The 25,087-nt window shown below is 52.4% G+C and carries 25 protein-coding genes; 5 read left to right on the forward strand and 20 right to left on the reverse strand.

Annotated features, from left to right (window positions below; genetic code table 11):
- Window positions 1-77: 77 nt before the first annotated feature.
- Window positions 78-1,499 carry a dihydrolipoyl dehydrogenase gene (gene lpdA / locus N0M98_RS15645; RefSeq protein WP_259618492.1) on the reverse strand — a complete coding sequence of 474 codons (1,422 nt, stop codon included), beginning with the start codon at window positions 1,497-1,499 and terminating at the stop codon, window positions 78-80.
- A 175-nt stretch (window positions 1,500-1,674) separates the two neighbouring features.
- Between lpdA and N0M98_RS15650 the strand changes: the two genes are divergently transcribed.
- A complete protein-coding gene (locus N0M98_RS15650; RefSeq protein ID WP_249864216.1) occupies window positions 1,675-1,944 on the forward strand; it encodes a DUF2627 domain-containing protein in 270 nt (89 codons plus the stop codon).
- A gap of 29 nt (window positions 1,945-1,973) precedes the next feature.
- Here N0M98_RS15650 and N0M98_RS15655 read toward each other — a convergent pair whose 3' ends face one another.
- The 4 genes from N0M98_RS15655 to N0M98_RS15670 form a co-directional block, all read right to left on the reverse strand.
- Complete coding sequence (locus N0M98_RS15655; protein ID WP_259618493.1) at window positions 1,974-2,906, reverse strand: MraY family glycosyltransferase; 933 nt, start codon at window positions 2,904-2,906, stop codon at window positions 1,974-1,976.
- On the reverse strand, window positions 2,900-3,598 hold the full coding sequence (locus N0M98_RS15660; protein ID WP_249864218.1) for a glycosyltransferase family 2 protein: 699 nt from the start codon (window positions 3,596-3,598) through the stop codon (window positions 2,900-2,902). The genes N0M98_RS15655 and N0M98_RS15660 overlap by 7 nt, the downstream gene beginning before the upstream one ends.
- A gap of 13 nt (window positions 3,599-3,611) precedes the next feature.
- Entirely contained in the window at window positions 3,612-4,721 is a 1,110-nt protein-coding gene (gene steA / locus N0M98_RS15665) for a putative cytokinetic ring protein SteA (RefSeq protein ID WP_259618494.1), read from the reverse strand.
- Window positions 4,722-5,185: 464 nt separating this feature from the next.
- On the reverse strand, window positions 5,186-5,473 hold the full coding sequence (locus tag N0M98_RS15670) for a hypothetical protein (protein WP_249864220.1): 288 nt from the start codon (window positions 5,471-5,473) through the stop codon (window positions 5,186-5,188).
- 110 nt (window positions 5,474-5,583) lie between these two features.
- On the opposite strand from N0M98_RS15670, the gene N0M98_RS15675 reads away from it, so the two are divergent.
- On the forward strand, window positions 5,584-5,898 hold the full coding sequence (locus N0M98_RS15675; RefSeq protein ID WP_249864221.1) for a hypothetical protein: 315 nt from the start codon (window positions 5,584-5,586) through the stop codon (window positions 5,896-5,898).
- A 96-nt stretch (window positions 5,899-5,994) separates the two neighbouring features.
- Entirely contained in the window at window positions 5,995-6,177 is a 183-nt protein-coding gene (locus N0M98_RS15680) for a DUF2524 domain-containing protein (protein WP_249864222.1), read from the forward strand.
- A gap of 57 nt (window positions 6,178-6,234) precedes the next feature.
- Here the strand turns inward: N0M98_RS15680 and N0M98_RS15685 are convergent, their stop codons facing one another.
- The gene (locus N0M98_RS15685; RefSeq protein WP_249864223.1) at window positions 6,235-6,501 is read right to left on the reverse strand and encodes a hypothetical protein; all 267 of its coding nucleotides are present in this window, start codon (window positions 6,499-6,501) and stop codon (window positions 6,235-6,237) included.
- 102 nt (window positions 6,502-6,603) lie between these two features.
- On the opposite strand from N0M98_RS15685, the gene N0M98_RS15690 reads away from it, so the two are divergent.
- Complete coding sequence (locus N0M98_RS15690; RefSeq protein WP_249864224.1) at window positions 6,604-6,846, forward strand: zinc ribbon domain-containing protein; 243 nt, start codon at window positions 6,604-6,606, stop codon at window positions 6,844-6,846.
- 175 nt (window positions 6,847-7,021) lie between these two features.
- On the opposite strand, the gene N0M98_RS15695 is transcribed toward N0M98_RS15690, so the two are convergent.
- The 7 genes from N0M98_RS15695 to N0M98_RS15725 form a co-directional block, all read right to left on the reverse strand.
- On the reverse strand, window positions 7,022-8,488 hold the full coding sequence (locus N0M98_RS15695; protein WP_259618495.1) for a sulfatase: 1,467 nt from the start codon (window positions 8,486-8,488) through the stop codon (window positions 7,022-7,024).
- 2 nt (window positions 8,489-8,490) lie between these two features.
- Entirely contained in the window at window positions 8,491-10,323 is a 1,833-nt protein-coding gene (locus N0M98_RS15700) for a cache domain-containing sensor histidine kinase (RefSeq protein ID WP_259618496.1), read from the reverse strand.
- A gap of 4 nt (window positions 10,324-10,327) precedes the next feature.
- Window positions 10,328-11,344 (reverse strand): helix-turn-helix domain-containing protein, encoded by a 1,017-nt coding sequence (locus N0M98_RS15705; RefSeq protein WP_259618497.1) that lies wholly within the window; start codon window positions 11,342-11,344, stop codon window positions 10,328-10,330.
- Between the two features lie 101 nt (window positions 11,345-11,445).
- Window positions 11,446-12,312, reverse strand: coding sequence for a carbohydrate ABC transporter permease (locus N0M98_RS15710; protein ID WP_259618498.1), 867 nt, complete (start codon window positions 12,310-12,312; stop codon window positions 11,446-11,448).
- Between the two features lies 1 nt (window position 12,313).
- Window positions 12,314-13,273: an ABC transporter permease gene (locus tag N0M98_RS15715; protein ID WP_375295492.1), complete on the reverse strand. Its 960-nt coding sequence runs from the start codon at window positions 13,271-13,273 to the stop codon at window positions 12,314-12,316.
- Between the two features lie 74 nt (window positions 13,274-13,347).
- Complete coding sequence (locus N0M98_RS15720; protein ID WP_259618500.1) at window positions 13,348-14,883, reverse strand: extracellular solute-binding protein; 1,536 nt, start codon at window positions 14,881-14,883, stop codon at window positions 13,348-13,350.
- A 26-nt stretch (window positions 14,884-14,909) separates the two neighbouring features.
- A complete protein-coding gene (locus tag N0M98_RS15725) occupies window positions 14,910-16,397 on the reverse strand; it encodes a sulfatase family protein (RefSeq protein WP_259618501.1) in 1,488 nt (495 codons plus the stop codon).
- Between the two features lie 242 nt (window positions 16,398-16,639).
- Between N0M98_RS15725 and N0M98_RS15730 the strand changes: the two genes are divergently transcribed.
- On the forward strand, window positions 16,640-18,037 hold the full coding sequence (locus tag N0M98_RS15730; RefSeq protein WP_259618502.1) for a sulfatase family protein: 1,398 nt from the start codon (window positions 16,640-16,642) through the stop codon (window positions 18,035-18,037).
- A 171-nt stretch (window positions 18,038-18,208) separates the two neighbouring features.
- On the opposite strand, the gene N0M98_RS15735 is transcribed toward N0M98_RS15730, so the two are convergent.
- The 7 genes from N0M98_RS15735 to N0M98_RS15765 all read right to left on the reverse strand — a co-directional run bounded on the left by N0M98_RS15735 (window position 18,209) and on the right by N0M98_RS15765 (window position 25,070).
- The gene (locus N0M98_RS15735) at window positions 18,209-18,634 is read right to left on the reverse strand and encodes a GNAT family N-acetyltransferase (protein WP_259618503.1); all 426 of its coding nucleotides are present in this window, start codon (window positions 18,632-18,634) and stop codon (window positions 18,209-18,211) included.
- Window positions 18,635-18,850: 216 nt separating this feature from the next.
- Window positions 18,851-19,651, reverse strand: a complete 801-nt coding sequence (spo0A, locus tag N0M98_RS15740) for a sporulation transcription factor Spo0A (protein ID WP_249864234.1) — start codon at window positions 19,649-19,651, stop codon at window positions 18,851-18,853.
- A gap of 209 nt (window positions 19,652-19,860) precedes the next feature.
- A complete protein-coding gene (gene spoIVB / locus N0M98_RS15745) occupies window positions 19,861-21,165 on the reverse strand; it encodes a SpoIVB peptidase (protein ID WP_249866194.1) in 1,305 nt (434 codons plus the stop codon).
- 142 nt (window positions 21,166-21,307) lie between these two features.
- Window positions 21,308-23,002, reverse strand: coding sequence for a DNA repair protein RecN (recN, locus tag N0M98_RS15750; protein WP_259618504.1), 1,695 nt, complete (start codon window positions 23,000-23,002; stop codon window positions 21,308-21,310).
- A gap of 15 nt (window positions 23,003-23,017) precedes the next feature.
- On the reverse strand, window positions 23,018-23,467 hold the full coding sequence (ahrC, locus tag N0M98_RS15755; protein WP_249864236.1) for a transcriptional regulator AhrC/ArgR: 450 nt from the start codon (window positions 23,465-23,467) through the stop codon (window positions 23,018-23,020).
- A gap of 45 nt (window positions 23,468-23,512) precedes the next feature.
- A complete protein-coding gene (locus N0M98_RS15760; protein WP_259618505.1) occupies window positions 23,513-23,998 on the reverse strand; it encodes a hypothetical protein in 486 nt (161 codons plus the stop codon).
- 238 nt (window positions 23,999-24,236) lie between these two features.
- Window positions 24,237-25,070: a TlyA family RNA methyltransferase gene (locus tag N0M98_RS15765; RefSeq protein WP_249864238.1), complete on the reverse strand. Its 834-nt coding sequence runs from the start codon at window positions 25,068-25,070 to the stop codon at window positions 24,237-24,239.
- Window positions 25,071-25,087: the final 17 nt, after the last annotated feature.

The raw sequence follows: 25,087 nt of genomic DNA on the forward strand, positions 1-25,087 counted from the left end.
TACTAGGTACTAATACTAGCCCCTATAAGTATATTATAAACGGTTTCCGGTATGAATACAATTTCAAAAAATCGGCGTTATATCCCCATCGATCGGCCGTCCACCGCAAGCATCGCTTCGCCCAAAGCTTCCGATAACGTCGGATGAGGATGGATCGCTTGTCCCACTTCCCACGGCGTGGCGTCGAGAAGCTGCGCCAGCGCCGCTTCCGAGATGGAATCGGTGACATGCGGCCCGATCATATGAACGCCGAGAATATCGTTTGTTTTCTTATCGGCGATGACTTTCACGAAGCCTTCCGACTCGCCGTAAACGACCGCTTTACCGACGGCCGAGAACGGAAACCGGCCGATCTTCACATCATAGCCGCGTTCGGCGGCCTGCTGTTCGGTCCATCCGAGCGATGCCACCTCCGGTCTCGTATAGACGCAGCGGGGCACCTGATGCTGGCCGAACGGATGCGGCTGCAAGCCGCAAATATGCTCCACGGCGACGATGCCCTCGTGTCCGGCGACATGCGCCAACTGCAGTCCGCCGTTGACGTCGCCGATCGCGTAGATATGCGCCTCGGCCGTCTGCATCGTTTCATTGACGCGAATGAAGCCGTCCGTCATTTTCACGTCGGTGTTTTGCAGGCCGATGTCTTCGATATTCGCCTGACGGCCAACGCATACAAGCGCTTTGTCCGCCTGCAGATGCTGCAGGTCTTCGCCGCGCTGCACGTCCAGCGTCACCGCGCCGTCATCCTTCTTCACCGTCTCGGAGAGCACCTTGGCGCCGGTGACGATCCGAACCCCTCGTTTTTTAAGCAGCCGCTCCAGCTCGCGGGATATGTCCGCATCCTCCGCAGGCAGCAATCTCGGCGCATATTCGACCACAGTGACCTGTACGCCGAAATCGCTTAGCATGGAAGCCCATTCGACGCCGATCACCCCTCCGCCGATAATGATGATCGACTTGGGAATCTCCTCCATTTGGAGCGCGTCGTCGCTGTTCAATATGTATTGGCCGTCCGTCTCCAGTCCCGGAAGGCTCTTCGGTCTTGAACCGGTGGCGATAATCAGCTTCTCCGGAACGAGGGTAATGATGTCGCCGTCCTCTCGCTCCACCGATACGGACCCCGAACGCGGCGAGAAGATGCTCGGAGACAGCAGTCTGCCGTTGCCGTAAAACACTTGAATATTATGCTTTTTCATCAGAAACTGCACGCCCTTGTGCATTTGCTCGACGATGCTTTGCTTGCGGGCTTGTACGCCGGGAAAATGAAGACGCACCGAGCCGGCCTCTATGCCGTACCGCTCGCTCTCTTGCATCGTTGCGTACACCTCGGCGCTGCGCAAAAGCGCTTTGCTCGGAATACATCCGCGGTGCAGACACGTGCCCCCCAGCTTGTCGCGCTCGACGACGGCTACCGATTTTCCCAATTGCGCAGCGCGGATGGCGGCGATATAGCCTCCGGTTCCTCCGCCGAGGACGACGATATCAAATGCTTGCGTCATGTTCCAACCTCCTGAAATCTATCATTCTTTCTTTCACTCATGTTTCTTTATTGTAACCTCTTTCGATGTGATAAATATAGCACAATTTGCGAAAGATCATGAAATGTTGCCGATTATATGATAACTTAATGGATGAGATATTTATACCGCGACCGCTTAAGGTAAAGGAGTTCACATGAAAACGATGTTTTTTCGTTTTGTTGCCGTCATGCTTCTGGTCATTCCGGGAGTTATGGCGACTTACGGGTTTTTGGCGATGAAGGACGCTTGGTTCGCCCAATTCGGCCCCTTGGAAGCGAATCCGCACGTGCTATGGGGCAAGCTGGCGCTCGGTCTCGTCTTATTTTTGTGCGGCGTCGCTTTTATCGGCGGCTGGATCTTTTTCCGCGACCGCAAGCGCAACTATGTCGCCCCGCGCTTTAAAGCCAAACGCCCGAAAAAATAGGAGCCGTTCCGCATCCCGCGGAAGGCTCCTTATATTTTGCCGGCCGTATCTCTTCCGAGCCAATCGACCCATTGCAAAAAACGGTTGCGCTCAATCAGCTTCGACAATGAAAGCCGCCATGTTACCGCGTGCAGTCCCGCGAGCAAAAGAACGGCGGCAGCCTGCAGCTTCCATCCGAAGCACAGCGCGATCCAGGCCCCGAGCAGGAAGCCGAGCAGATTGGAGCCCGTATCCCCCAGCATCAGCTCCCCCTTCAAATCGGGCTGCGCGAGAACGGCGCAGGCGGCTATGACCGGCAGCAGAGACGGTATGATTCCGCCGCCGAAACCTTCCTTGTTTGCGGACGCCGCCATGACCGCCAGCAGGACGGCCGCGATCAGGGCGAAGCCCTTTAGCGCCCGTCCGGGCCTCGTATCCAGCAGATTGATCGCATTGGTCGTCAGGCCGATCAATAACCATTGCAGCGCAAGCCCGAGCACCGCCGGACCGGCTCCGCTGCCGCCCCCCTCGGGGACGATGATCCATAGCGCCGCTATCCCCGTCGCCCCCGCTTTAACGGCGCCGGTGCTGATAACCCTGCGTTCCTTCCACAATCGGAAATGGCCTGCGAAGCCTTTGTAGGCTTTATGCCCTACCGTGTCGTCAATAAAGCCTGCCAGCGCTACCATGCTGGCCGCCCCGGCCAGAGAAACGGGCAGCTTCTCCGCCAAAGATGCGGCCCCGGTGCCCATTGCGGCTTCGGTCAACCCGAAGGCAGCCGCGAGCTTATACCAAAGCGCCTGACATACTAGCAGCAGCCAGATCATCAGCCCTCCCGACGTCGGGATCGACTCGCCCCTGTAATTGCGGTCGGTCAGGCCGTGCGCGCTCATAAACTTCATCGCCGCCGGGAACAGCGCTTTGCCCAGCATAACCCAGCAGACGAATTGCAGCGCCCAGCCCATCCAGACCGTCCCTAGCATATCGGCTGCCTCCAGCGGCTCCACAGCGTTCCGCCGACGGCGCACAGCTGCTTGCCGCGATGCATCCAGCCTCCGATATCCCGACCCGACACTCTATGAGCGAACGGCACATCCAGCTCTTGCACGCGGTAGCCGAGCTTAACCGCATCGATGGTGAGCCCTACCTCCACGCCGAAGCCGCCGGCAAACCGGCCGATATGCTCCAGCACCCCGCGATGCGCGGCGCGCTGGCCGGATAAAGGTGCGACCGGCTCGAAGCCGGACAGGCGATGCACGCCTTTCCTGGCGAGCTTTTTAACCAAGCCGAAGCCGCTTTTCTTCTTCACCGGAGGCAAACTGGCGATCACCATATCCGATTGTCCCAGCAGCAGCGGTTCAACCAAGGAAGGGAACCGCTCGGCCGTCGCTCCAAGATCCGCATCGAGGAAGACGAGTATGCGGCCATGCGCCATTTTGCAGCCCGTGTGAAGAGCCGTTCCTTTGCCGTACGACCGGGGATGCTGCACGACCAGATCCGAGAGCGGCATCGCCAGCTTGAACGTGCCGTCGCGGCTTCCGTCATCGACCACAACGATCTCGGTACGCCTGTCTCTCAGCGCCGCGCACGCCTTGCGGATCGAGCGCAGCGTCTCTTCTATGTACCGCTCCTCATTGAACGCCGGTACGATGACCGACACTTCTGGCATCATCATAGTTTGACCCCCCTCACGTTTTGCTAATCCGCAGTTTGCGCAGCAAGCTGCAGGCCGCTTGTTTCCATGAAGCTTTCTTCCATGAAGCTTGCTTCCGGAGCCGCTTATCCAAGCCGCAGTTCAGCAGAGCAATGCCCTTGGCGTCCGTCAGTTTGCTTCCGATTTTCATCCGGACGAGCACGGTGCTTCCCATCCCTTTCCGCCCTTTTTCCAGAAAATCGAACATATGGCTGTGCCCGCCTACGGTCACGATTTTTTCGCATTGATGATCGTATGCCAGGAGTAAGGCAATGTCTTCGCTCGTTCCGCATGAAGACAGCACCGCCGCCTCCAGGCCCAGCTTCCTGATTCTGCCCAGGCCCGGAGCCTCCCCGTCCGGATACGCGTGCACGACCAGCTCCGCTCCGCAGCGCAACGCTCGATCCGACGCGCTGTCCATATCCCCGATAATCAGATCGGGCCTGTAGCCTTGCTCCAGAAGAGCGTCGGCTCCGCCGTCCACTCCCACGAACACCGGCGCATAAGCTTCTATGTATCCATTGAGCGCTGCCAAATCCTGCTTGTAATCGCGTCCTCGCGTCACTACCAGAACATGGCGGCCTTCTAAGCGAACCCGCAGCTCCGGGCAATATAACGGTTTCAGGACAAGGTCTTTTTCTTTGTCTGCATAAGCCAAAGTATTATCGATAAACTCCCGCAGACGCTCGTGATGACCGTGGTGCGCTTGCTTGTAAAAGTACAGCCAGCGCTCTCTAGTAAACGCCGCGCATGGAATCGTCCGCTTCCCCGCCGTTATGCTTTCGGCAGTTACCGTCAATTCTTCATCATCGTTAATGAAGGACAGCGCGGAGCCTTCGATCTCCATAACGGTCACTCCCCGCTCAAGCAGCAGCAGCGGTCCGGTAACCGGCGCTGTTCCCGTCATAGTCTGTCCCGCGTTGACAACGCAGGTCACGCCGGCGGCAATCAGGCCTTCCGCAGCCAGATCGTCCAAGTCGTCGTGATCGATGACCGCTATGCAGCCGGGCCGTATGATGCGCAGCAGCTCCTTCGTCACGCGATGCTTGCGCGCCGTACCTTTCGCGATCGGAACTGCCGTCGTTTTGCTGTTGGTTATAGCCATATTGCCAGCACTTCGCTTTCTACGCCATGAGATGATCTCGCTTACTATTTTTCGTCGTTGCCGTCATTCTCATACATGGGGAGCGAATCGTTTTCTTAAGTAGGAACAAATCCCCCAGAAGTGACGTGATGCTCTGAAGCTTGTTCCGTCCGCATCCAGCCTAAGCTGGATCGGCGTCTATCGGCGTCTAACCATTCCTCTGGGATCGTTCTATGGGTAGACTTTACTTTCGGGGGAGCACCCGGATATCCACAGGATATGGCTGCGCATCATTTCCTAAACAAAAATAAAAAACATCCCCGGCGACCTGCCGAAGATGTCCTCATATTCATGCTGTAAAATGATGGAATGCATCCGCCCGCTTAGACATATGCTCTTTCATGTGACGACTGCATCGAAAGCGTCCCTAGCCAAAGCATGGCGATGCGGCTACCCATAACCATGTCGCTTAAGGGGAACAGAACTTATTCATCGATTAGCGTCAGGCCGCCTTGAAACCAGTTAGCGTATTCGGAGGAATCGAGCGCTTCCCCGACATATTGCAAAACTGCCGCTTTCTCCTCAGGCTTGAAGTTGTATTTGCAGTCCATCCTATTGAAAACGAGCCGCAGTTCTTCCAATCGGCCGTCCTTATGTCCCTTCAATTGAACGACGTAGAGCTCGTCCGGCTCATCCGTAAATTTGCAGCCGATATCGATCAGCAGCGTATCCCCGCTCGAATCCGCTTCCATCTGACAATAATCGAATTCCATGATGTCCTCCCAAAAATATACTTTTTTTAGAGTTCAGCAACAATATTCTACATTTTGTGCAAAATTTCTATGCTATAATGATACTTATCTTAGCGTAAGGAGTAGGGTCAATGCAAAAAACATGTCAGAAAATTGTTCGTGTTCAGAACGGTCTTATAACGGAAATTTATGATGGCTTACTGTACCGCGACTTTCAGGACAATGATAGCGCATTGAAGGAATTGCTGATGGATGACGTCGGTCTTGATTTCGACTCCATACTCCACACCTATGAAGAGTTAATTCAGGAGTTGGCGACAACCTTTCCGCACCTTCGCGATTTTATTGGCAGCCGTCTGCCGGAAGGGTGGCTCAGCTGGGCGGAGCAAACGTATCAGCCCGTGCCTGCGCTGCCGGCCGGTTCGTCGTCCAACCGTCAGCCGTAAAGCGGGCAAGGCAGGTTATGATTTTGAGCGGCAGGCATAATCCTTGACGGACCATCCATACTATACTTGATTTCATCCGCAAGGAGGCTAACCACTATGGTCCATAATCTGGAAAGCAATTACGATTGCTCGAACGCAGGCAGCGATATTCACGAGCTGCAGGAGCAGCTTCAAGCGCTGAAGAGCGGTTCCGACGGTTCCAAGGAATCTGCGGAACAAATCAACCGGCTGGAGAACCAAATCCATTTTATCAAGAACAAATGCGATATTCACCCGTAAGGCAATCTGTTCGTCGCCCATGGAAAGCACAGCCGATCTTGCGAAGCTGTGCTTTCTTTATTGTACGGGCTCTTCAATCAGCGAGATATCTACGATGTCGTCAAGCAGAATCCAAGAGTATTCTTCATCATTCTCTATTTTGATCTGTCTTTGTTTCTTATCCAGCAGCGTTATTTGGCCCTGGAAGGTCTGATCCTCCCGGTCCGTACGGACGGTAACGACAGACTCCAGCTTTGCCGACATGATGGTATTCAGCGATTGGTCCCAATCACCCGGATGCATCTTCAGGAAGTCCGTCCGCCATTCCAAACTTGTCATTTTCATGTAATCCCACCTCAAATAAAGAACATATGTTCCTATTATATCGAATGTTCGATAATAAAATCAACCGGAATATGTGAACTCTAACCGATAAGGAGGTTAACGATGAATATTGAAAATGCGATTCGCGAAAAATTTAAATGCGCCAAGTGCAGTACAACCTCATGCAGAATCAAAGAAGTGGCGATGACCGGCACCGGTCTTAGCAAAATGTTCGACATCCAGCACAACCATTTTCTTTTCGTATCTTGCGAGCATTGCGGTTTCGTCGAAGTGTATAACCCGTCCATTCTCGAAGGCAAAACGCGGGGGCAGCTGGGTACGGTGCTCGATATTTTATTCGGCTGACCTTGCGTGAGAAAGGCGTCTTGGCCACAGATGTCCGGGCCGCGTTCTGCGGCAGTTTAAACCTGCTTATGCGGCAAAGAAGCCGCTTTCCCTTATGAACGGGCAAAAGACCCTATCTGCGTCGGCAGACAGGGTCTCTTCATTGCGGATAGAGCAGGCAGGCCGTATCCTCTTGTTAATCCAGCCCCAGGCGCGCATACTGCTCCGCCGGAGCGTCGCTGTCGGCCATCAGCCGCTTCATCAGTTCGATCATTCTGCGCTCCGTCTCCGGATGAGCGGTCAGCGGCTTCTGCTGATACGGGTCGTCCTGCACATCGTACAGCAAGGTGCCGAAGGTATGGTAGTGGTTGTAACCGGACGCCCGAATTTTCATCGTGCGCACGCCTTTGGTAAATGAGAACGGCTCCTGCAGGCTGATTTCCTGCAGCTCCCGCACCGAGAAACGGCTGCGCATATGGGTCGGCATCAGCGTGTAATTGTATAAAGGCGTGTTGTCTTCGGACACCGGCGCCCGCATATATACGTACCTTCCGTCGGTCACATTGACATGCGCCCCGTGCAGCCCGAAGAGCGCCGCCTCGCGCACCGCCTCGTCCCGGGCAATCGTATGCTTAAGCGGCTTCCCCTGCATATCCGGAGGAATCTCCACTCCGAAATAGTCCAGCAGCGTCGGCGCAAAGTCGATCGTCTGCACGAGGCTCTGTCTTCGTTCGTTGCGCGCTCCGCTGCGGGGGTCCCAAATAAATAAAGGGATATGGGCGATTTCGTTGTAAAACGGCATGATCGTCTTGGCCCACCAATCGTGTTCGCCGAGCAAATACCCGTGATCCGTGTTGACGATAAGCATCGTATCCTTCCACAAATCGAGCTCATCCATCGTATCGAGCACCTTGCCCAAATAATGATCGCACATGCTAAGAAGCGCGGCGTACTCGTAACGGACATGCTCAATCTCTTCCTTCGTCTCCTTCACGGGGCCGTACGGCGGCCAGTCAAAGTGCTTCCCGTCATACTTGTGGGGATATAAGTCCCGGTATGCCTGAGGCGCATAGAACGGCTCATGCGGATCGAACGTTTCGATCTGCAGAAACCATCTGTCCGCATCGCCGTTGCGGCGTATGAATTCAAGCCCCTTCTCCATCGTCTGCGCCTGGGGAAAGTCCTTCTCCTCGCGGATATACTGCCGGTTGATCCAATCCTGGCGGATCAGCTGATGCATCTGCTTCATCCCGATCATATCGGGAAGCTCGGGGTCGCCTACTTCCCCCTTCCACGGATCGCCCTCCTGCCCGCGGATCAGCTCGAACGAGCTGTAGCGCGTATGATACGTTCCCCCGCCGTCCTCCCAGTAATGCTGATGATCGGTGACGATATGGGTATACACGCCGTGCTGCTTCAATATTTCCGGCATCGAGTCGTCGAACGGCTCCATCGGCCCCCAGCTGCGGTGCAGGAAGTTGTATCTACCTGTCTGCAGCTCCCGCCGCGCAGGCATGCACGGCATACTGCCGACGTAGGCCTGATCGAAGGTCACCGTCTTTTCGGCCAGCCGCTTGAAATTGGGAGCGTGAATCCAGTCGCAGCCGTAGGGAGGCAGCATATGTCTGTTGAGCGTGTCGAACATAAGCATGATCGCTTTCATGGTTAACCCTCGCTTTCGTTATGGTTGTGCAATAAGTGGAGCGGCAGCCGCAGCGAAGCGACCGTCCCGCGCCCTTCGAAGGAATCCAGGCTCAGCCCGTAAGGCGCGCCGTACTGCAGCACAATGCGCGCATGCACGTTCGCGATGCCGAGGCTCGCCTGCTTGCCGTATTCGCGCAGCGCGTTTTCCGAGAGCTTGCCAAGCATCGCTTGAATGGACTCCAGCCGCTCGCGGCGAATGCCCGGTCCGTTATCCGCCACCTCGATGACAAGATCGTTCTGATCGTCGAAGGCGTTGACGATGATGCTTCCTTTGCCTTCCTTCGGCTCAATCGCGTATTTGACCGCGTTTTCCACGAGCGGCTGCACGATCAGCTTAGGGATCAGGCAATTCATAAATTTCCCGTTGACGCTGATCTGGCTGCGGAACGTTCCCGGAAACCGGACATGAATGACGGACAAATAATGCTTGAGCTGCGCAAGCTCCTCCTCCAGCTTCACAATCGCGTTCATATCCTGAGCGGTATAACGGTAAAAATCCGCCAGACTTCGCGCCATCGTGACCATCTCCGGCATATCCTCCAGATATGCCATGCTTTTGATAATATCGAGAGAATTATATAAAAAATGCGGATTGATCTGAGTTTGCAGCGCCTTCACCAAAGCTTCCTTCTCCCTGAGCTGAAGGCTGACCTCCTGCAGCTTTAAGGTGCTTACCGTTTCCAGCAAATGATTGACCTGTTCGATCATCATATTGAAGCTTCGATTCAAATACTGAAATTCGTCATAACCCGAGGCGTATGTGGCGCGCACCTGCAGATCGCCCCGCTCCACGCTGCCCATCACCTGCCGGAGATGCAGGATCGGCTTCACGAACGCGCCGGATAGAAAAGGAACCACCAATATAATACATACGGCGATGATGAGAAAAGCGAGAAGCATCGTGTTGGGCGTATGCTTGGACGCGGAAGCCATCTCCTCGTACGGGACGACGGAGACGAACGTCCAGCCTGTCGTATCCGACCGGGTCACGGCGACCAGTGTCCGCTGTCCTTCCCACTGCTGAATCGAAGCGTTCTCGTTATCGGACAGATCCAGCTGCCGCAACGCGGTCTGCTCCCGCGGCAGGCCGAGCCATTTGTAATTGGGATAATATGTAATACTGTCCCGATCGGAAATAATGAAGAACCGCCCCTGGGGCGCAAGAGACGATTTCTCGAAGGTGCGCTGAATTTCGTCCAGTTGAAAATCGATCACCAATTTGCCCAGCAAATCCATATTTTCCACGCTGTAAATCGGCATTTCCAAGGAAAGCACCCTTACATCCTCGTTCACATACTTGACGGCATGGGTTGAGATCACCGTCGTCTTCTCCGAAATGCCGTTATGATACCACGGCTCCTGAGCAAGCAGCTCCTCCGATCGGAGCGCCAGATTGGTCATAGCCAAGGTGCGGTTATCCGCAGACAACAGGAACATCCCTACGATCTCGGGATAATTGAGCGCCACGTATCTTCTGAGCACGGACTGAACCTCAACCTGCTCCTCAAGGGTCGCCGCCTGTCCGTATTTCATCCACTGCTGCACATGCTCATCCTTGGCCACGGAGGAAGTCGATTTGGTCAGCTGGTAAATGTAAAAGTCGATATGATGGTTCAGCCTAAGCGTCGCTTCCTGGGAGATGCGATGGAAATCCCGTTTAATCCCGCTGCTGTATAAGTGAAACGATAAGAATCCCATCAGCAAAATCGTCAGCAAGCCTACCAGCAAAAAAGCGACGGTTAGTTTCGTTTTAATGGAGAAATGAAGGTGGAAGCGCTTTAACATTGGCTTCATACGCTCACACGCTTAACCATTTCCGGTATTCCTTAGGGGACTGTCCCGTCATTTGCTTGAACACCCGGTTAAAATGCGGCAGCGACTGAAAGCCTACCTGTTCGGCAACCTCGTACACTTTGCGCTCTCCGTCGACGAGCAGAAGCTTGGCCTGCTGCACGCGCAGCGCATTAAGGTAGTTAATAAACGACTGCCCCGTATATTTCTTGAACAGCAAGCTGAACTGCGAGACGCTGATATGGAAACGCTGCGTCATATCCGACACGGAGAGCTCCTCATGATAATGAGCCTGCAAATAATCGCACACCTTGCGGATAATTTGCCGCATTTCGCCGCTCGTCATCGCGTTATAGCATTGCAGCCATTCCTCGGTAAGCTTGAGAAAATGAGCCCGGATCTCCTCCGCCCGTCCCCCCGCCACGGTCGGAATGCGCGCGTAACCGGGCTGCATGCTTTGAATGAGCTCGTTATATTTGCCGGAAAAGGTGCGCAGCAGCACGTTCTTCTCGCTTTCTTGCAAGTCCGCGGCATTGATGATGCGGCTGACGAGGCCCCCCTGCTCCTCGAACAGCGACTGAGCGTCATATTCGGTTATTTTATCGAAAAACAGCTGAATGCCCAAATAATACTGCCGCAGCTTATGAAATTGCGGAATTCGTTCTTTGGCCTTCTCCAGCGCCTTGCTCAGCTCTTCCTCCAGAACCGGCTTCAAAAGAAAATCGCTGACGTCGTATCTCAGCGCCTGGCGCGCATATTCGAATTCGTTGTATCCGGTAAGAATGATCGTTATGACCGGCAGCCGCCGCTCGGCGATCTCCCGCACAAGCCACAGGCCGTCTTGAACAGGCATCATAATATCGGTAATGACAATGGTCGGCCATACTTGATAAATAGCCTGCAGCGCCTCTTCGCCGTTGCCCGCCTCGGCTGCGACCTCGAAGGCTCCGCCCAGTTTTTCGACCATTTTGACGACAGCGCCGCGAATCCATTGTTCATCCTCTACGACCATAACCTGATACATAAGAACACCATCCCATTGTTTAGTAATGACATGACGGTATGATGCAGAAGGGACATGTCCTTCCCATTATAGCACGCCAGGAGGCTGCTCCCGCCGCCGGCTTACCCTTTCACGGAACCTACGAGCATGCCCTTGTCGAAGTACTTTTGGAAGAACGGATACATCACGATCATCGGCAGCGAAGCCATCACGACAACCGCCATTTTAACGGGAGGACCGAATTCGTAGCCGTTCGATACCGACTCCAAGGAATTTCCCGACTCCAGCACGATTTGACGCAAAAAGACCTGCAGCGGAATCAGCTGCGAATCGCTGATGAAAAGAATCGCCTGAAAATACGAGTTCCAGTAAAATACGGCGTAAAAGACGATGAAGGTCGCTACCGAAGTCATCGACAACGGCAGCATAACCCGGAAAAACAGCATCCACTCGCCGCAGCCGTCCATCCGCGCCGCTTCCTCCAGCTCCTTGGGCGTATTCTGGAAAAAGCTGCGCATGACAATCAAGTTAAAAGGCAAAATCAAATTGTTCAGAAACAGCGACCAATACGTATTGAGCAGCCCCAGCTGGCTCGTTAGCAAATACATCGGAATGATCCCGCCGCTGAACAGCACGGTAAACACGACCATAATATTGAGCGTTTTCCTGCCCTTCAGCCATGTGCGGGATAGCCCGTAAGCCATCAGCGTCGTCGTCGAAATGCTGAGCGCCGTCCCGACGATCGTAATTTCGAACGCATTTTTAAACGAGGTCAGAAAGTTATGATTGTTAAACAAGTAACCGTAGGCATTCAGCGTCCAGGTCTCCGGGATCAGGAAGAAGCCTCTGGATAGCATCTCCTGTTTGGTGGAAAACGAGCTGAGCAGGACATACAAGCAAGGAAGCAGCACACCCAGCAAGACGACGGTCAGCACCGCGTAAACGAGCGCATCGAAGAAGGAAGCCTTCCGCAGCGTATAAGTTTTCATATTAATAGACGCCCTCCTCGCCGATCTTATGGGATGCGCGGTTTGCCATATAGACAAGCCCCAGCCCGATAAGCGCCTTAAACAGACCGACCGCCGTCGTGTAGCTAAACTCCGCCTGATTGATGCCGACGCGGTACACATACGTATCGAACACTTCGGAAACTTGAATATTCAGCGCATTTTGCAGCAGCAAAATATGCTCGAAGCCGGTATCCATCACATGCCCGAGCCTCAGGATAAACAAGATAATAATGGTTGATCTCAGCGCCGGCAAGTTGATGTGCCAAATTTGGCGCAAGCGGCTCGCCCCGTCCACCCGGGCCGCCTCGTACAGCGTAGGGTCTACCGAAGCCAGCGCGGCGAGGAAGATGATCGCGCTCCAGCCCGCTTCCTTCCAGATGACCTGCAGCAAATACAAGGCGCGGAACGAATCGGGATTGGTCATAACGTCCAGGCGCTCGTAGCCCCATGTAGAAATAAGATTGTTAATGCCCCCGTCCTGGGTGGAGAACAGCAGCGCCGTTATGCTGACGATAACGACCCAGCTCAAAAAATGCGGAACGTACAGCAGCGTCTGCGCTCCCTTCTTGAACCACTTGAGCCTTACCTCATTCAGCAGAAGAGCCAGAACGATCGGCATCGGAAAAAACAAAAATAAATTCAAGCCGCTTATGATAAGCGTATTGCGGAATATCATCCAAAAATCGGGGTCCTGAAACAGCGTCCCGAAATGGTCCAGTCCCACCCAAGGACTGCCCATAAATCCTTCAAACGGATCGTATTGCTGAAACGCAATGAGGATTCCGGCCATAGGAACATATTTGAATATAATAAAGAACAGAAAGCCCGGCAAAATCATCATATAGATCGGCAGCCCGCGCTTCCACTCGTACCAGCGGCTGCGAGCCGCCGTCTTGGTGCTCACTTTCTCCGGATGTACGGCAGCAGTTCCCAAGCGAATAACCTCCCTTTCATGTCGGAGAGACTCGGGAGAAGACGCCTCCGCCCTCCCCCGCTCCGGTCCCTCCTGCCCGTTTACTTCACCTTCTGGTATTCTTCGTTCATCTCTTGAATGATCTTGTCGCCGCCGCCGGCTTTCCAATCCGCAATCGCCTTATCGATCGCATCCATAGGCTCTTGACCGGCAATGATCTTCACCATCGTATCCATCCACTTCTTGTCGATGTTAGTACCGAGCTTGATTGCCGTATCGGATACGAGCCCTGCCGCCGCATCCTTGACCTTCACTTTTTCGTTGTTGTCGAAATACGTCTTGATCGTGTCCACTTCCTTCGGGTCCATCCACTTGTAGATCAGGAACATCGGATCGTAGCGCTTGAAAAACCAGCCTAGCAGCAGGAACTGGCGATCCTTCACCGATGCCTCGAGCTGCTCGTATTTCGTGTCGCTTATTTTCTTATAATGAACGCCTTCGATGCCGTGCTTGACGAAATCGTAGCCTTCGTCCGACAGCATATAGTCCATCAGCTTCAGAATACGCTGCTGCTTCTTGGCGTCGATTTTGGCGTTAATCGCAATCCGGTCTCCCGATGTCGTAGCGGGAATTCCGCTTTTGCCGTCCGGCCCCTTCGGAGGCATCAGTTGGGCAAGCTCCGCCTTGGGATCGGTCTTGAGCAGCGGGGGCAGCGTCTCCGTGTATAATTGCTGCGGATTCACATAGGCAATTCCCGACTTGCCTGCCTCCAGTTTATTCAAGGAATCGCGCGATTTCAAAATCGGCGAATCCTTGTCAAGCACTCCTTCGGCATAAGCCTTGCGCATGAATCCGATGAAATCCTTAAGCTCCTTGCTCTGGGTTTGCATCGGCGTCAGCTTGCCGTTCGCGTCCAGCGTCCAGTTGTTGGCAAGCCCGAAGCTTGCGGTCAAAAAGTTCGCCGTGCCGCCAAATCCGAACTTGCCGTTCGGACTAACCTCAAGCGAGAAGCCTACCGTGTCCTGCTTTCCGTTGCCGTCCGGGTCCTTCATAGCGAAGGCTTTGGCCACCTCGTAAAACTCGTCGATCGTCTCCGGCATCTTCAGCCCCAGCTTATCCAGCCAATCCTTACGGATCGCCAGCGAATCCCGCGCCTCCTGGTAATAGAACGGAATGCCGTAATACTTGCCCTTCGGATTGAACTGCTTCAGCGCATCTTCGGGGATATACTTCGTAATGTTCGGATATTTGCCAATTTCAGGAAGCACATCCATAAAAATATTTTTTCCCTGCCATTTGACGTATTCGGCGTTCGGCACATAGAACACATCCGGGAAATTGTTCGAAGCGGCCAACACGTTCAGCTTCTCCTGGTAGTTCGCGGACGGAACCCACTCAACCTTCAAATCGATGTTCAGACGCTTGTTGATCTCTTCGATCATCGGATGATTGGGGGCCCAGCCTCCCCCGGCATAGCTTCGCGTCATCAGATTAATTGTAATTTTTTCATTAGAATCGTCCGCCGCTCCCTTTCCGTTCCCTTCTTTGCTCTTGCCGGGATCGGAAGTGTTGGCGCAGCCGGCCAGCGCCGAGGCGAGAAGCGCAGCGGTTAAGGTCAGTGCCGTCATCGTTTTCATTATCTTAATAACCTCCCATAGCTTAATTAGTGCTTTTCTCTGGAATCTCTGACATGAGGCACGACATCGCAGGTTTCCTGATAGAAATCCAGCATCCGCTCCCTTAGTTCCTCCCTCACCCGGGCCAAAGAAGCGTCATGGATTCGGTTCTGCGTCTCCATAGGGTCCTGCTCCAGATCGTATAACTCATCCGTTTCGTAATACCGGCGGACGTACTTATATCGATGCGTCCGAATCATCGTCGCCTTCGTATGCTCGGGTCCCTCGCTTCGCTGCATTTGGCCGCGCGGCCAATATAACGTCGCAGGAGATTCATTGGCAGGCGCCGATTCGTTGCAGTGCGTCTCTCCGTGCAGCCGCCCTCCCTCGCAGAATACGGCATCCCGGTGCTCCGCCGTTTCCCCCTCGATCAAAGGAGCCAGCGATTTTCCGAAGAGCGTGTAATCCGGCGTAATTCCCGCATAATGGTGTACGGTGGCCGTCATGTCGATCAATTCGACGAGCGCGTCGGATACACCCGGCTTCACCTTTTCGGATGCAGGAGGCTTGACAATGAACGGAACGCGCGTCAAGCAGTCTTCGAACGTATTCTGGTTTTTCTCCACCAGGCCGTAATCCCCTGTGAAATCTCCGTGATCCGAGAAGAAAAATACCGCGGTGTCATCATAGATTCCCGCAGCTTTAAGCGCTTTCATCAACAAGCCGAACTGGTGATCCACACGCGCGCACATCCCATAATACGTCGCTCGAAGCTCCGCCCATCGCTCTTCGGACCAGCTCTGCATCTGGTACAGCTCGCGCAGACCGGATAAAATGGACGGCTTATCCTCGGACAGATATTCCGGACGAATCCGTTCCGGGAGCAGCAACTTGTCGATAAGGTCGTACCAGGACTTCTCTACGGCATACGGCGGATGGGGATAAAGAATCGGCAAGTAGATGCATAGCGGCTGATCCGCCGGCGCGTTCTTGATGAAATCGATCGCTCCCAAAATATGGGCCCAGTCCGAATCGTAATACATATCTTCCCCTTGCGTGTCCAGCTCTCCCGCGAAGAACGAATAGTACTTATCGCTGCCGGGATCTCCGCGCCAGTTCCCTCCCGCTGCCTGGAATGCTCCGCCGAACATCGGGCGCGGCTTGCGTTCCGGCTCATACTTGATATCGCAATAGGCGTCAAAGCCGCTAGTAGGGGGAATCAGATCGTTCTTCCCGCCCCACCAGACAAAGTACCCTGCATCCTTCAGCGTCTTGAGCAGCACCGGCTCCTCGGGCCGCATCATATGGTACATCGTGCGGTGACCTCGGACATGCGGATACCAGCCCGACATAAAGGAGCAGCGGCTCGGGGTGCATACCGGATTTTGGCAAAAGGCGCTGCGGAACGACACAGCCTCCGTAGCGACAAGCTCATCCAAATGCGGCGTGACGGCAGCCGGGTTGCCCAAATGCCCCATAACGTCTCCGCGCCACTGATCGGGATTGAACAGGATCATATGAGGTTTCTTTTTCAATTGACTTGCTCCCCCCTGGGAATCTCGGATTGATGTGTGTTGAAACAACTTAACTATACCGTGAACACGGTAGGAAAGTCCTTAACGCATTATCCGATTTGTTTGCATTTTTTCCGCGGATGCAAAGCGGGCGGGACAACTTGCGATAATATGCGAATAAATCGGAAAATCCGCTAACGAATCCGCAGCCTCTCTTTGCTATACTCGGGGATGACCTATAGATCAAGAAGGGATGATGCCGATTGAACCATCCGAATATTGTTATGATTATGGTTGATCAATTTCGAGCCGATTGGCTGAGCTGCGCGGGCGCCTCTTTCCTGGAGACGCCGAATATTGACCGGATTGCCGCAAACGGGATACGGTTCGTGAAGGCCGCGTGCAATAGTCCCGTCTGCGGACCGAGCCGCTGCTCGCTGGCCGCGGGGAAGTACCCGCACCGGCTGGGGAACTTGGAGAACTTCGTGAACTTTCCCAATGATCAAGCCACCTATTATCAAGCTTTAAGACAAGCCGGCTACCGCGTGGGGATCGTCGGGAAAAGCGATTTGCACAAGGGGGATCATTTCTACGGCATAAACGGCAATCTTCCGCTGATGTATCATCTCGGATTTACAGACCCGCATGAAACGGAAGGCAAGATGAACGCCGCGTTTCAACGAAATAACCTGATGAGCTTCGATATCGATCCCGGTAACGACGAGCATATCGCCGGGCCGTATCAGAACTACTTGCGAGAGCGGGGGCTGCTTACCGCCTTCGTTCAGGATTACAAGCAGCGCTTCGCGGATTGGAAATATTGGAACGCATGGCCGTCGCCGCTGCCCGCCGAGCATTTCCATGACAGCTACATCGGGCGCAAATCATGCGAGTTTATCGAACTGGCCGGCTCGGAAACACCGTGGCATTTATTTGTCAGCTTCGTCGGCCCGCATGATCCATGGGATGCCCCGGCATCATATGTAGACGTCTATAATCCGGATAGATTCCCCGCTTCCATTCAGGACGATCTCAGGAATAAACCGGAGTGGATCAAGAAAAAGGCAAACAAACAAACGGGCGGGATGTCAGAGGAGGAGCTGCACCGGGTTAAGCGCCATTACGGGGCTGCTATCAAGCTTATTGACGACTGGGTAGGACATATTCTGGACACTTTGGAAGCCACGGGAGCGGCAGATCAAACGGTCGTCATATTTTGTGCGGATCACGGGGAAATGATGGGAGATCACGGTTTATTTCAGAAAAGCACGATGTATGAAGGCGCTTTGCGCATTCCGCTTATTATTGCCGACCCGCGGCAACCCCATGCCGGAACCAGCGATGCCTTGGCCGAGCTGATGGATTTGCATCCTACCATGTTGGAGCTGGCGGGCATAGAGCGTATGGAGAGTACATTGGACGGTAAATCGCTAGTTCCGCAGCTAAAGGGGGAACAGGCGGAACATAAAGCTTATCAGTTTAGCGAGCTGAACAATACGCGCATGATCTTTGACGGAAGATACAAACTCATCGAAAATCATAATGACATCAACGAATTATACGATCTGCAAGACGATCCGCAAGAGCTTATCAATTTGATCCCAGCTCGCCCGGAGCTGGTCCGGCCCTTAATGAAGCAGATGCAAGAGCTTAGAAAATAAGCGGACATAGGCCGTTGATCTGTTTTTTCTCAGAATATAACAAGAAAAAACCGCTTATTTGTTGGCTTTTAGCTGAACCCATCAATAAGCGGTATTTGTGATTTCGCTATATTAATTCGTATTTAAATCAATATCGATCGGCTCACCGCCTGCCAACCTCTACTTGAACATTTATAGCTTCAAATGAAACACTTGCTGTGCCTTTACATTGTCATATCCAATCCTTTTATAAAACTCATGCGCTTCCTTTCTCTGATCGCTGGAACGCAGCCGAACGGCAGCATATCCTTTTTCTCTGGCCCATTGTTCACACTGACGCATCAGCTTCTCTCCGATTCCTTTGCGCCGATGGGCAGAATCAACAACCAATCCGCCAATTTCCGCAAACGCCGGGCTTTCCAATAAGTGCCTGCCATGAATATGCACCCATCCGGCGACGGAATTTTCCGTTTCCATCACGAAAACAGCATGATCCGCTTCATTGAAAATCTTGTCCAAGCGAGCTGCCATATCCTCCGGAGTAACTGTATAACCCAGTTGTTCTGATAAAGCCGATAAATGAGCAGCATCAGATAATTCCGCTTTCCTTATAAACATAATCGTCACCAGCTCCTTAAACGTTACATTCTTTGAATTTAAAAGACAAATTCCTCCTACTCATTAAGGTTGGTTATAACCCAATGAATAAGAGGAATTAGTTGGTTTACCAATAAGAATTTATTGGCTTTCAAAAGCTATTAGTTGGTCTTTCCGTCTGGCTGTAAGCTGCTTCCAACTCCAAACCGCCTTGCTAATTCGTTACTCCTTCCCCTTTCACGACACCTTGTGCTCAATTCTCAGCTTATCCGCGACCATCGCAATGAATTCGCTATTGGTGGGTTTTGCTTTCGAGATATTAATCGTGTAGCCGAATAAGTGACTGATGCTGTCGATGTTGCCGCGGGTCCAGGCGACTTCGATCGCGTGGCGAATGGCGCGCTCGACGCGGCTTGGCGTCGTTTTGTATTTTTCGGCAATGGCCGGATAGAGCGTTTTGGTGATCGCGCCCAAAATTTCGATGTTGTTATATACCATCGTAATCGCTTCGCGCAAATATTGGTATCCTTTGATATGAGCCGGCACTCCGATTTCATGGATGATGGTCGTGATGTTAGCGTCAAGATTTTTGGTTTTCGGCAGCTGCACCACATTTGCTTTTGGAGAAGAATGCGTTGTTACCGATGTGGTCTGATTGTTAGAAACAAGCTGACGAATGCGATTCGTCAAAATTTCCATGTCAAACGGCTTCAGGATATAATAGGAGGCGCCTAGCTGAACAGCTTTTTGCGTAATGTTCTCTTGGCCGAAAGCTGTAAGCATAATAATTTTGGGCTGCGGATGCAAATCCATTTCGCGCAGCTTCTCAAGTACTCCCAATCCGTCCAAATGAGGCATGATAATATCCAAAATGAGTACGTCCGGAATTCGATTTCCTTGCTCGATCAAACGAAGCACGTCATTTCCGTTATATGCAACGCCCGTTACCTGCATGTCGTCTTGTTCATCGATAAATTCGGAAAGTAAATTCGTGAATTCGCGGTTGTCATCAGCCAACAATACTTCGATCATTTGCAACGTAACATCCTCCTTCAAATGGCGACAAATAAGGTTTAGCATTTTTTACCTAAGTATACTTTCGACAATACGAATAAAATTCCTTCTGTCGAAAATTATTTTTCTAGATTTTTTTTGATTTTTATCTTATAATAATTTATTTAATTCAAATAAATACAGATTTCGACAAAAGCGGTCTTCGCTCTACAAAAAAGAAAAACTAAAGGCAATTAGCTTGCCTTCAGTTCACCTGTTGTGTTCCTCAGCATAATTCCCGCATCTTGAAGCATCCATTCGATAAAGCAACCATACCCGCTGGTCGGGTCATTAACAAATACATGGGTCACGGCTCCGATCATTTTTCCGTTTTGGATAATGGGACTTCCGCTCATACCTTGTACGATACCACCGGTTTTTTCAAGCAGCTTTTGATCCGTAATTTTAATGACCATCCCTTTGGTAGCCGGGTAATCCTGTTTTGCGACATGTATGACTTCAATATCGAATTTTTCTACTTTTTGACCGTTCAGCACGGTGTAGATCTGCGCTGGGCCTTCTTTAACTTCTTCGGCGAAAGCTACCGGGATCGGTTCTTTCATTAACCCGTGATCGGGAAGAGCGTCCATTTTGCCAAAAATGCCGAATGGCGTGTTTTTCTCGATATTGCCCAGCACCTTGCTTTCTTTAGAGAACTGCGCTCTTTTCTCTCCAGGCTCTCCGTTTTGGCTTTTGGATATCGAGGTTACGTTGGAATGCACGATTTCGCCTGAGCCTACCGCAATCGGAGTTTGCGTGTCCATGTCGGTTATGACGTGTCCTAGCGCGCCGTACACTCCTTGATCTGGAGCGTAGAATGTCAAGGTTCCTACCCCTGCCGCGGAGTCGCGAATATAGAGGCCCAGCCGGTAAGCTTTATCCACGATATCGTAGACCGGTTGAATTTGCAGATCGATGGTTTCGTTATTGCGGCGCAGCGTCAAGGTCAGAGGCTTCTTATTCTCTCCCGCTTCGGCTGCCAATTCAGCTACTTTGGAAATGTCCTTCAGCGGCTTGCCGTTAATTTTGACGATCAAATCACCCAATTGAATTTTGGCGTCCTCGCCGGGGGAGATCTTTTTATCCTCGGCTACCGCCACCAAATGATGGCCGACCACCAGAACACCGGATGATTTCAGCTTCACCCCGATTGTTTGTCCGCCTGGAATGACTTTCAAGTCCGGCACTACGCTCACTTTGACCGTCTTCAGCGGAATTTTGCCGAATAGCTTAAGTTTCATTTCAGCTTGTCCTGCTTTGTAGGATTCCAATGAAATCGGATGGTGCAGATCAACTTGAAATGAGTGCCTTGCCGATCCGTTTACTTTCAATATTTCCGGATCGTTAACCGTTACTTGCGCACTGACGGGCATTGCCAGTTGAAGATGGGTTTGCTGGCCGGTAAAGAGCCGCAGTTCTGCTGGAAAAGAGGCAAAGCTTTGGAAGGGCGTCGATAGGCTACCCAAACAAACGAAGAAGACGAGCATTAATCCAATCATTCTTTTTCTTTGGTTGGAACTCACGGTGTCACGCTCCCTTACTTCCTTCGCTCGGCGGTGTTGTATAACCGCCGCTTGTGTAACTATAAGTTAACCTTGTGCCCACCGTTTTATAAGTGAAAATGATGCCACGCTTGACCTTTTACATCCTCGATTTCTTATCAAACGCCAGATCAAGCATTTCCTGAGCATGCTGCAGCGTCTTCTCCGTAACCTCTACGCCGCCCAGCATTCGCGCCAACTCATGCATACGACCGACCTGCGGCAGATCATCTACATTCGTATAAGTGCGCTCCCCGTCCGTAGACTTATGTATCCGATAATGCGCGTCCGCCATGCAAGCGACTTGCGGCAGATGGGTAATCGAGAAAACCTGACATCCCCTGGAAAGCCTGGACATTTTCTCGGCAATCGCTTGAGCGGCCCGTCCGCTGACTCCGGTATCGACTTCGTCGAATACAAGTACCGGAATCCGGTCCATTCTTGCAAAAATCGATTTGAGCGCGAGCATCACCCGCGAAATTTCACCGCCTGAGGCAATCTTGCTGAGACTGCGCAGAGGCTCACCGGGATTGGCCGAGATCAGAAACTCCACCTCGTCCGCTCCGTCGATGGTAAAATGATCGTCTCTGGACACGATTTGAACCTTGAACTGCGTACGTTCCATATGTAAGTCCCTGAGCTCCGCTACAATCTCCTGAGCCAGCTTGTCGGCCACTGTCTGCCGTCGATCGGTCAATCGCCGGGCCAAACTCCGCACCTGCTGCAGAGCCTCCTGCTCCTGCTTGTGCAGCTCTTGAAGCTTCTCATCCTTATTCTCGATCAAGTCGAGCTCACGGGTCACCTTGTCAAGATACTGCAAAATATCGTCGACGTTTTCGCCGTACTTTCTTTTTAAAGAAGCTATCGTATCCAGCCGCTGTTCGATGAAATCGAGGCGGACCGGGTTGAATTCGACCTCGTCGCGGTAATCGCGGATTTGGTAAGCGGCATCCTCCAGTTGATAAAAAGCGCTCTGCGCCTGCTCGGCCAAAGCCTTCAGCATATCAGGATCGAGGGCCGCTATTTCCTCCAGCTTTTGTACGGCTTTGCTTATGGCACCGAGCCCTTTGTTGCCGCCGTACAGCAAATCGTATGCGTCCGCAGCATTTTGGTATCGTTTTTCCGCATTTGATAGTTTGCGCTTTTCTTCTAATAATAATTCATCTTCATTGCGTTTTAATTTGGCCGAAGTGATTTCTTCGACCTGGAAACGGTACAAATCCATCATCTGCAGCGACTGCTTGCTCGTTTCTTCAAGCTCTTTGACCGTCCTGCGAATATCGGAGTAAATTTGAAAAGCTGCTTCGTAATCCCGCTTTGCCGGCGCAATCTCCTCGTCACCGAACAGGTCGAGCCAGCGAATATGCTCTTCTATATGGAATAAGGATTGATGTTCGTGCTGACCGTGAATATTCACCAGCCACTCTCCGATTTCTTTCAATCCCGATAAATTGACCAGATGGCCGTTGATCCGGCTGGTGCTTTTCCCTTGCGACGTAATCTCGCGGCGAATGATCAGATGCCCCTCGGAATCGGCTTCAATCCCGAGGGACGCCAATACCGCCCACACCGGATGCCCTTTATCGATGACGAACAGCGCTTCGATCGTCGCTTTGTCACTGCCGTAGCGAACCAAATCCGCAGAGCTTCGGCCGCCGGCCACAAGCGTGAGAGCATCGATAATAATCGACTTGCCCGCCCCCGTCTCCCCTGTCAGCACATGAAATCCTTTGCGAAAATGCAAATGGACAGCTTCGATAACCGCCAAATTGTGAATGGATATTTCTTGCAGCATTCCCATCTCTCCCGTTTAACTCAACATGGACAGTATTTGGTTTACTACCGTACCGCTCTGCTCCTTGTTGCGGCAAATAATCAGAATGGTGTCGTCACCGCAAATCGTTCCCATTATTTCGCTCCATTCGAGGCTGTCGATCAAAGCGCCGATGGCATTGGCGGTGCCCGGCAGACTCTTCATTACAACCAAATTTTCGGTGTAATCGATATGAACGAAATGATCGTTCAAAGCTCTTTTCAACCGATGCATCGGATTGTAGCGCTGATCTGCAGGAACGGAATATTTGTAACGCCCGTCATCCAGAGGCACCTTCATCAGATGAAGCTCCTTGATATCCCTGGAAATCGTCGCTTGCGTGACCGGAAATCCGGCCGCCCTCAGCTGCTCGACCAGCTCGTCCTGGGTTTCGATTTCGTTGTTCGTCACGATTTCCCGAATCTTTATGTGGCGTTGGCCTTTCATTGCTTACCTCCTAAGGAAAACTACCCTATTTCGTGAATAGCGGTCTCAGCTTATTTTATCTTCTTCCTCGTCATGTTCCAAATCCATCTCAAATACGAATTGCTTCACTTTCTGCTGCTGAAGATCAAGGTAAAGAACGCCGGATATTTGGGGGTACAACAGCTGGTAGATCAGAAGATGATCCCGAACCGAGCTGCCGGTCATCTCCATAGGCTTGCGGTCTTTGGCGATTTTGGCCGCGTAGTATAAGCCATCGCGTTCGGCAAAGTAATCGATAAACAGGCGGCTTTGCAGTTGTTCTCCATCATCCACAACAATGTTTAGCGGCACCTTTTGCTTACCGCTTACAACCGAATATCCGCTTTGCTCCAGCAAACGGGTAGCCTCGTCTTCCGGAACGTCGTCCGCTCGCGGCAGCTCCTGCAATCCATACTCCACCGTCTCCCGCATCCGTCCCCGGACATAATAAAACAGCCAGGTTCCCAATACCAGTAAAATGAGAAAGATAATCAATCCATCTCCGCTTTGCATGGCATCCCTTCACCTCAAGGCATAGTATTCGAGACAAGCAATGAATTTCCTCCAAAACCAGCAAAAAAGCTCGGGTACACTGATCTTACCGTCCCGTCTTGGTGCGGCAAAACGAAATGGACCAAACACTTGTTCCTGTAACCAGATCATATCAGAACAAACGTTTGTAAATCAACCATTTTTTTAGACGGAACTGGTCAGTAATTCCAGGAGGAGCAGAAACTATAAAAAAAACTCATCATCCAGATGAGTTTTGAAGTTTCTGCGCATCGTCCACCACTTGCCGTATCCGCTCGTCCATATTTTCCGGCAGCGCCGAAGCTTCGTCCGTGTTCACGCGGAAATAAGCGAGAAATTCCACATTGCCTTCCCCGCCCTTAATCGGTGAGAACGTCAGCCCTTTCAGCACATAACCGTGATCGGCGGCAAAGCGCAAGGTCGATTGCAGCACCTCGGTATGAACTGCCGGCTCCCGAACGACGCCCGTCTTCGGCACTTTCTCGCGCCCTGCCTCGAATTGCGGTTTGATCAGAGCAACCACTTCCCCCCGCTCGGCCAATAGCAGCTTCAGCGGAGGAAGAATCAGCTTCAGCGAGATGAATGAAACGTCGATGGACGCGAAGCTGGGCTGCGGCCCTTTCAAATCGCCCGGCTGCATGAAGCGGAAGTTCGTCCGTTCCATGACGTTCACCTTCGGATTGCTGCGCAGCGACCAGTCCAGCTGATTGTAGCCGACGTCGACGGCATACACGTACGATGCGCCGTTCTGCAGCGCACAGTCGGTAAAACCTCCGGTAGACGCTCCGATATCGAGCATCGTCACGCCGGTGACGTCGATCTCGAACAGCTTCAGCGCTTTTTCCAGCTTGAGGCCGCCGCGGCTGACATAAGGATGTACGGCTCCTTTGACGACGATCTTCGCGGTTCTCGGAATTTTGGTTCCGGCTTTATCCAGAGGCTCATCGTCGACCAGCACAAGACCGGCCATAATGGATGTTTTAGCCTTTTCCCGCGATTCGAAAAATCCCTGCTCTACGAGCAATATATCCAAACGTTCTTTATCTGCTGCCATTTGTTCAATTTCCTACT

Origin of the sequence: Paenibacillus doosanensis (assembly GCF_025060755.1) — a bacterium.
GTDB classification, from domain to species: Bacteria; Bacillota; Bacilli; order Paenibacillales; family NBRC-103111; genus Paenibacillus_S; species Paenibacillus_S doosanensis.

Bases quoted from the DNA above. Each gene is read 5' to 3' on its own strand.
- spoIVB (WP_249866194.1), bottom strand. From the start codon at position 21,165: ATGATTGGATTAATGCTCGTCTTCTTCGTTTGTTTGGGTAGCCTATCG.
- N0M98_RS15670 (WP_249864220.1), bottom strand. From the start codon at position 5,473: ATGGAATTCGATTATTGTCAGATGGAAGCGGATTCGAGCGGGGATACG.
- recN (WP_259618504.1), bottom strand. From the start codon at position 23,002: ATGCTGCAAGAAATATCCATTCACAATTTGGCGGTTATCGAAGCTGTC.
- N0M98_RS15650 (WP_249864216.1), top strand. From the start codon at position 1,675: ATGAAAACGATGTTTTTTCGTTTTGTTGCCGTCATGCTTCTGGTCATT.
- N0M98_RS15720 (WP_259618500.1), bottom strand. From the start codon at position 14,883: ATGAAAACGATGACGGCACTGACCTTAACCGCTGCGCTTCTCGCCTCG.
- N0M98_RS15705 (WP_259618497.1), bottom strand. From the start codon at position 11,344: ATGTATCAGGTTATGGTCGTAGAGGATGAACAATGGATTCGCGGCGCT.
- N0M98_RS15760 (WP_259618505.1), bottom strand. From the start codon at position 23,998: ATGCAAAGCGGAGATGGATTGATTATCTTTCTCATTTTACTGGTATTG.
- N0M98_RS15675 (WP_249864221.1), top strand. From the start codon at position 5,584: ATGCAAAAAACATGTCAGAAAATTGTTCGTGTTCAGAACGGTCTTATA.
- N0M98_RS15695 (WP_259618495.1), bottom strand. From the start codon at position 8,488: ATGAAAGCGATCATGCTTATGTTCGACACGCTCAACAGACATATGCTG.
- N0M98_RS15700 (WP_259618496.1), bottom strand. From the start codon at position 10,323: ATGAAGCCAATGTTAAAGCGCTTCCACCTTCATTTCTCCATTAAAACG.
- N0M98_RS15710 (WP_259618498.1), bottom strand. From the start codon at position 12,312: ATGAAAACTTATACGCTGCGGAAGGCTTCCTTCTTCGATGCGCTCGTT.
- steA (WP_259618494.1), bottom strand. From the start codon at position 4,721: ATGGCTATAACCAACAGCAAAACGACGGCAGTTCCGATCGCGAAAGGT.
- ahrC (WP_249864236.1), bottom strand. From the start codon at position 23,467: ATGAAAGGCCAACGCCACATAAAGATTCGGGAAATCGTGACGAACAAC.
- N0M98_RS15690 (WP_249864224.1), top strand. From the start codon at position 6,604: ATGAATATTGAAAATGCGATTCGCGAAAAATTTAAATGCGCCAAGTGC.
- lpdA (WP_259618492.1), bottom strand. From the start codon at position 1,499: ATGACGCAAGCATTTGATATCGTCGTCCTCGGCGGAGGAACCGGAGGC.
- N0M98_RS15680 (WP_249864222.1), top strand. From the start codon at position 5,995: ATGGTCCATAATCTGGAAAGCAATTACGATTGCTCGAACGCAGGCAGC.
- N0M98_RS15660 (WP_249864218.1), bottom strand. From the start codon at position 3,598: ATGATGATGCCAGAAGTGTCGGTCATCGTACCGGCGTTCAATGAGGAG.
- N0M98_RS15655 (WP_259618493.1), bottom strand. From the start codon at position 2,906: ATGCTAGGGACGGTCTGGATGGGCTGGGCGCTGCAATTCGTCTGCTGG.
- N0M98_RS15685 (WP_249864223.1), bottom strand. From the start codon at position 6,501: ATGAAAATGACAAGTTTGGAATGGCGGACGGACTTCCTGAAGATGCAT.
- N0M98_RS15735 (WP_259618503.1), bottom strand. From the start codon at position 18,634: ATGTTTATAAGGAAAGCGGAATTATCTGATGCTGCTCATTTATCGGCT.
- N0M98_RS15765 (WP_249864238.1), bottom strand. From the start codon at position 25,070: ATGGCAGCAGATAAAGAACGTTTGGATATATTGCTCGTAGAGCAGGGA.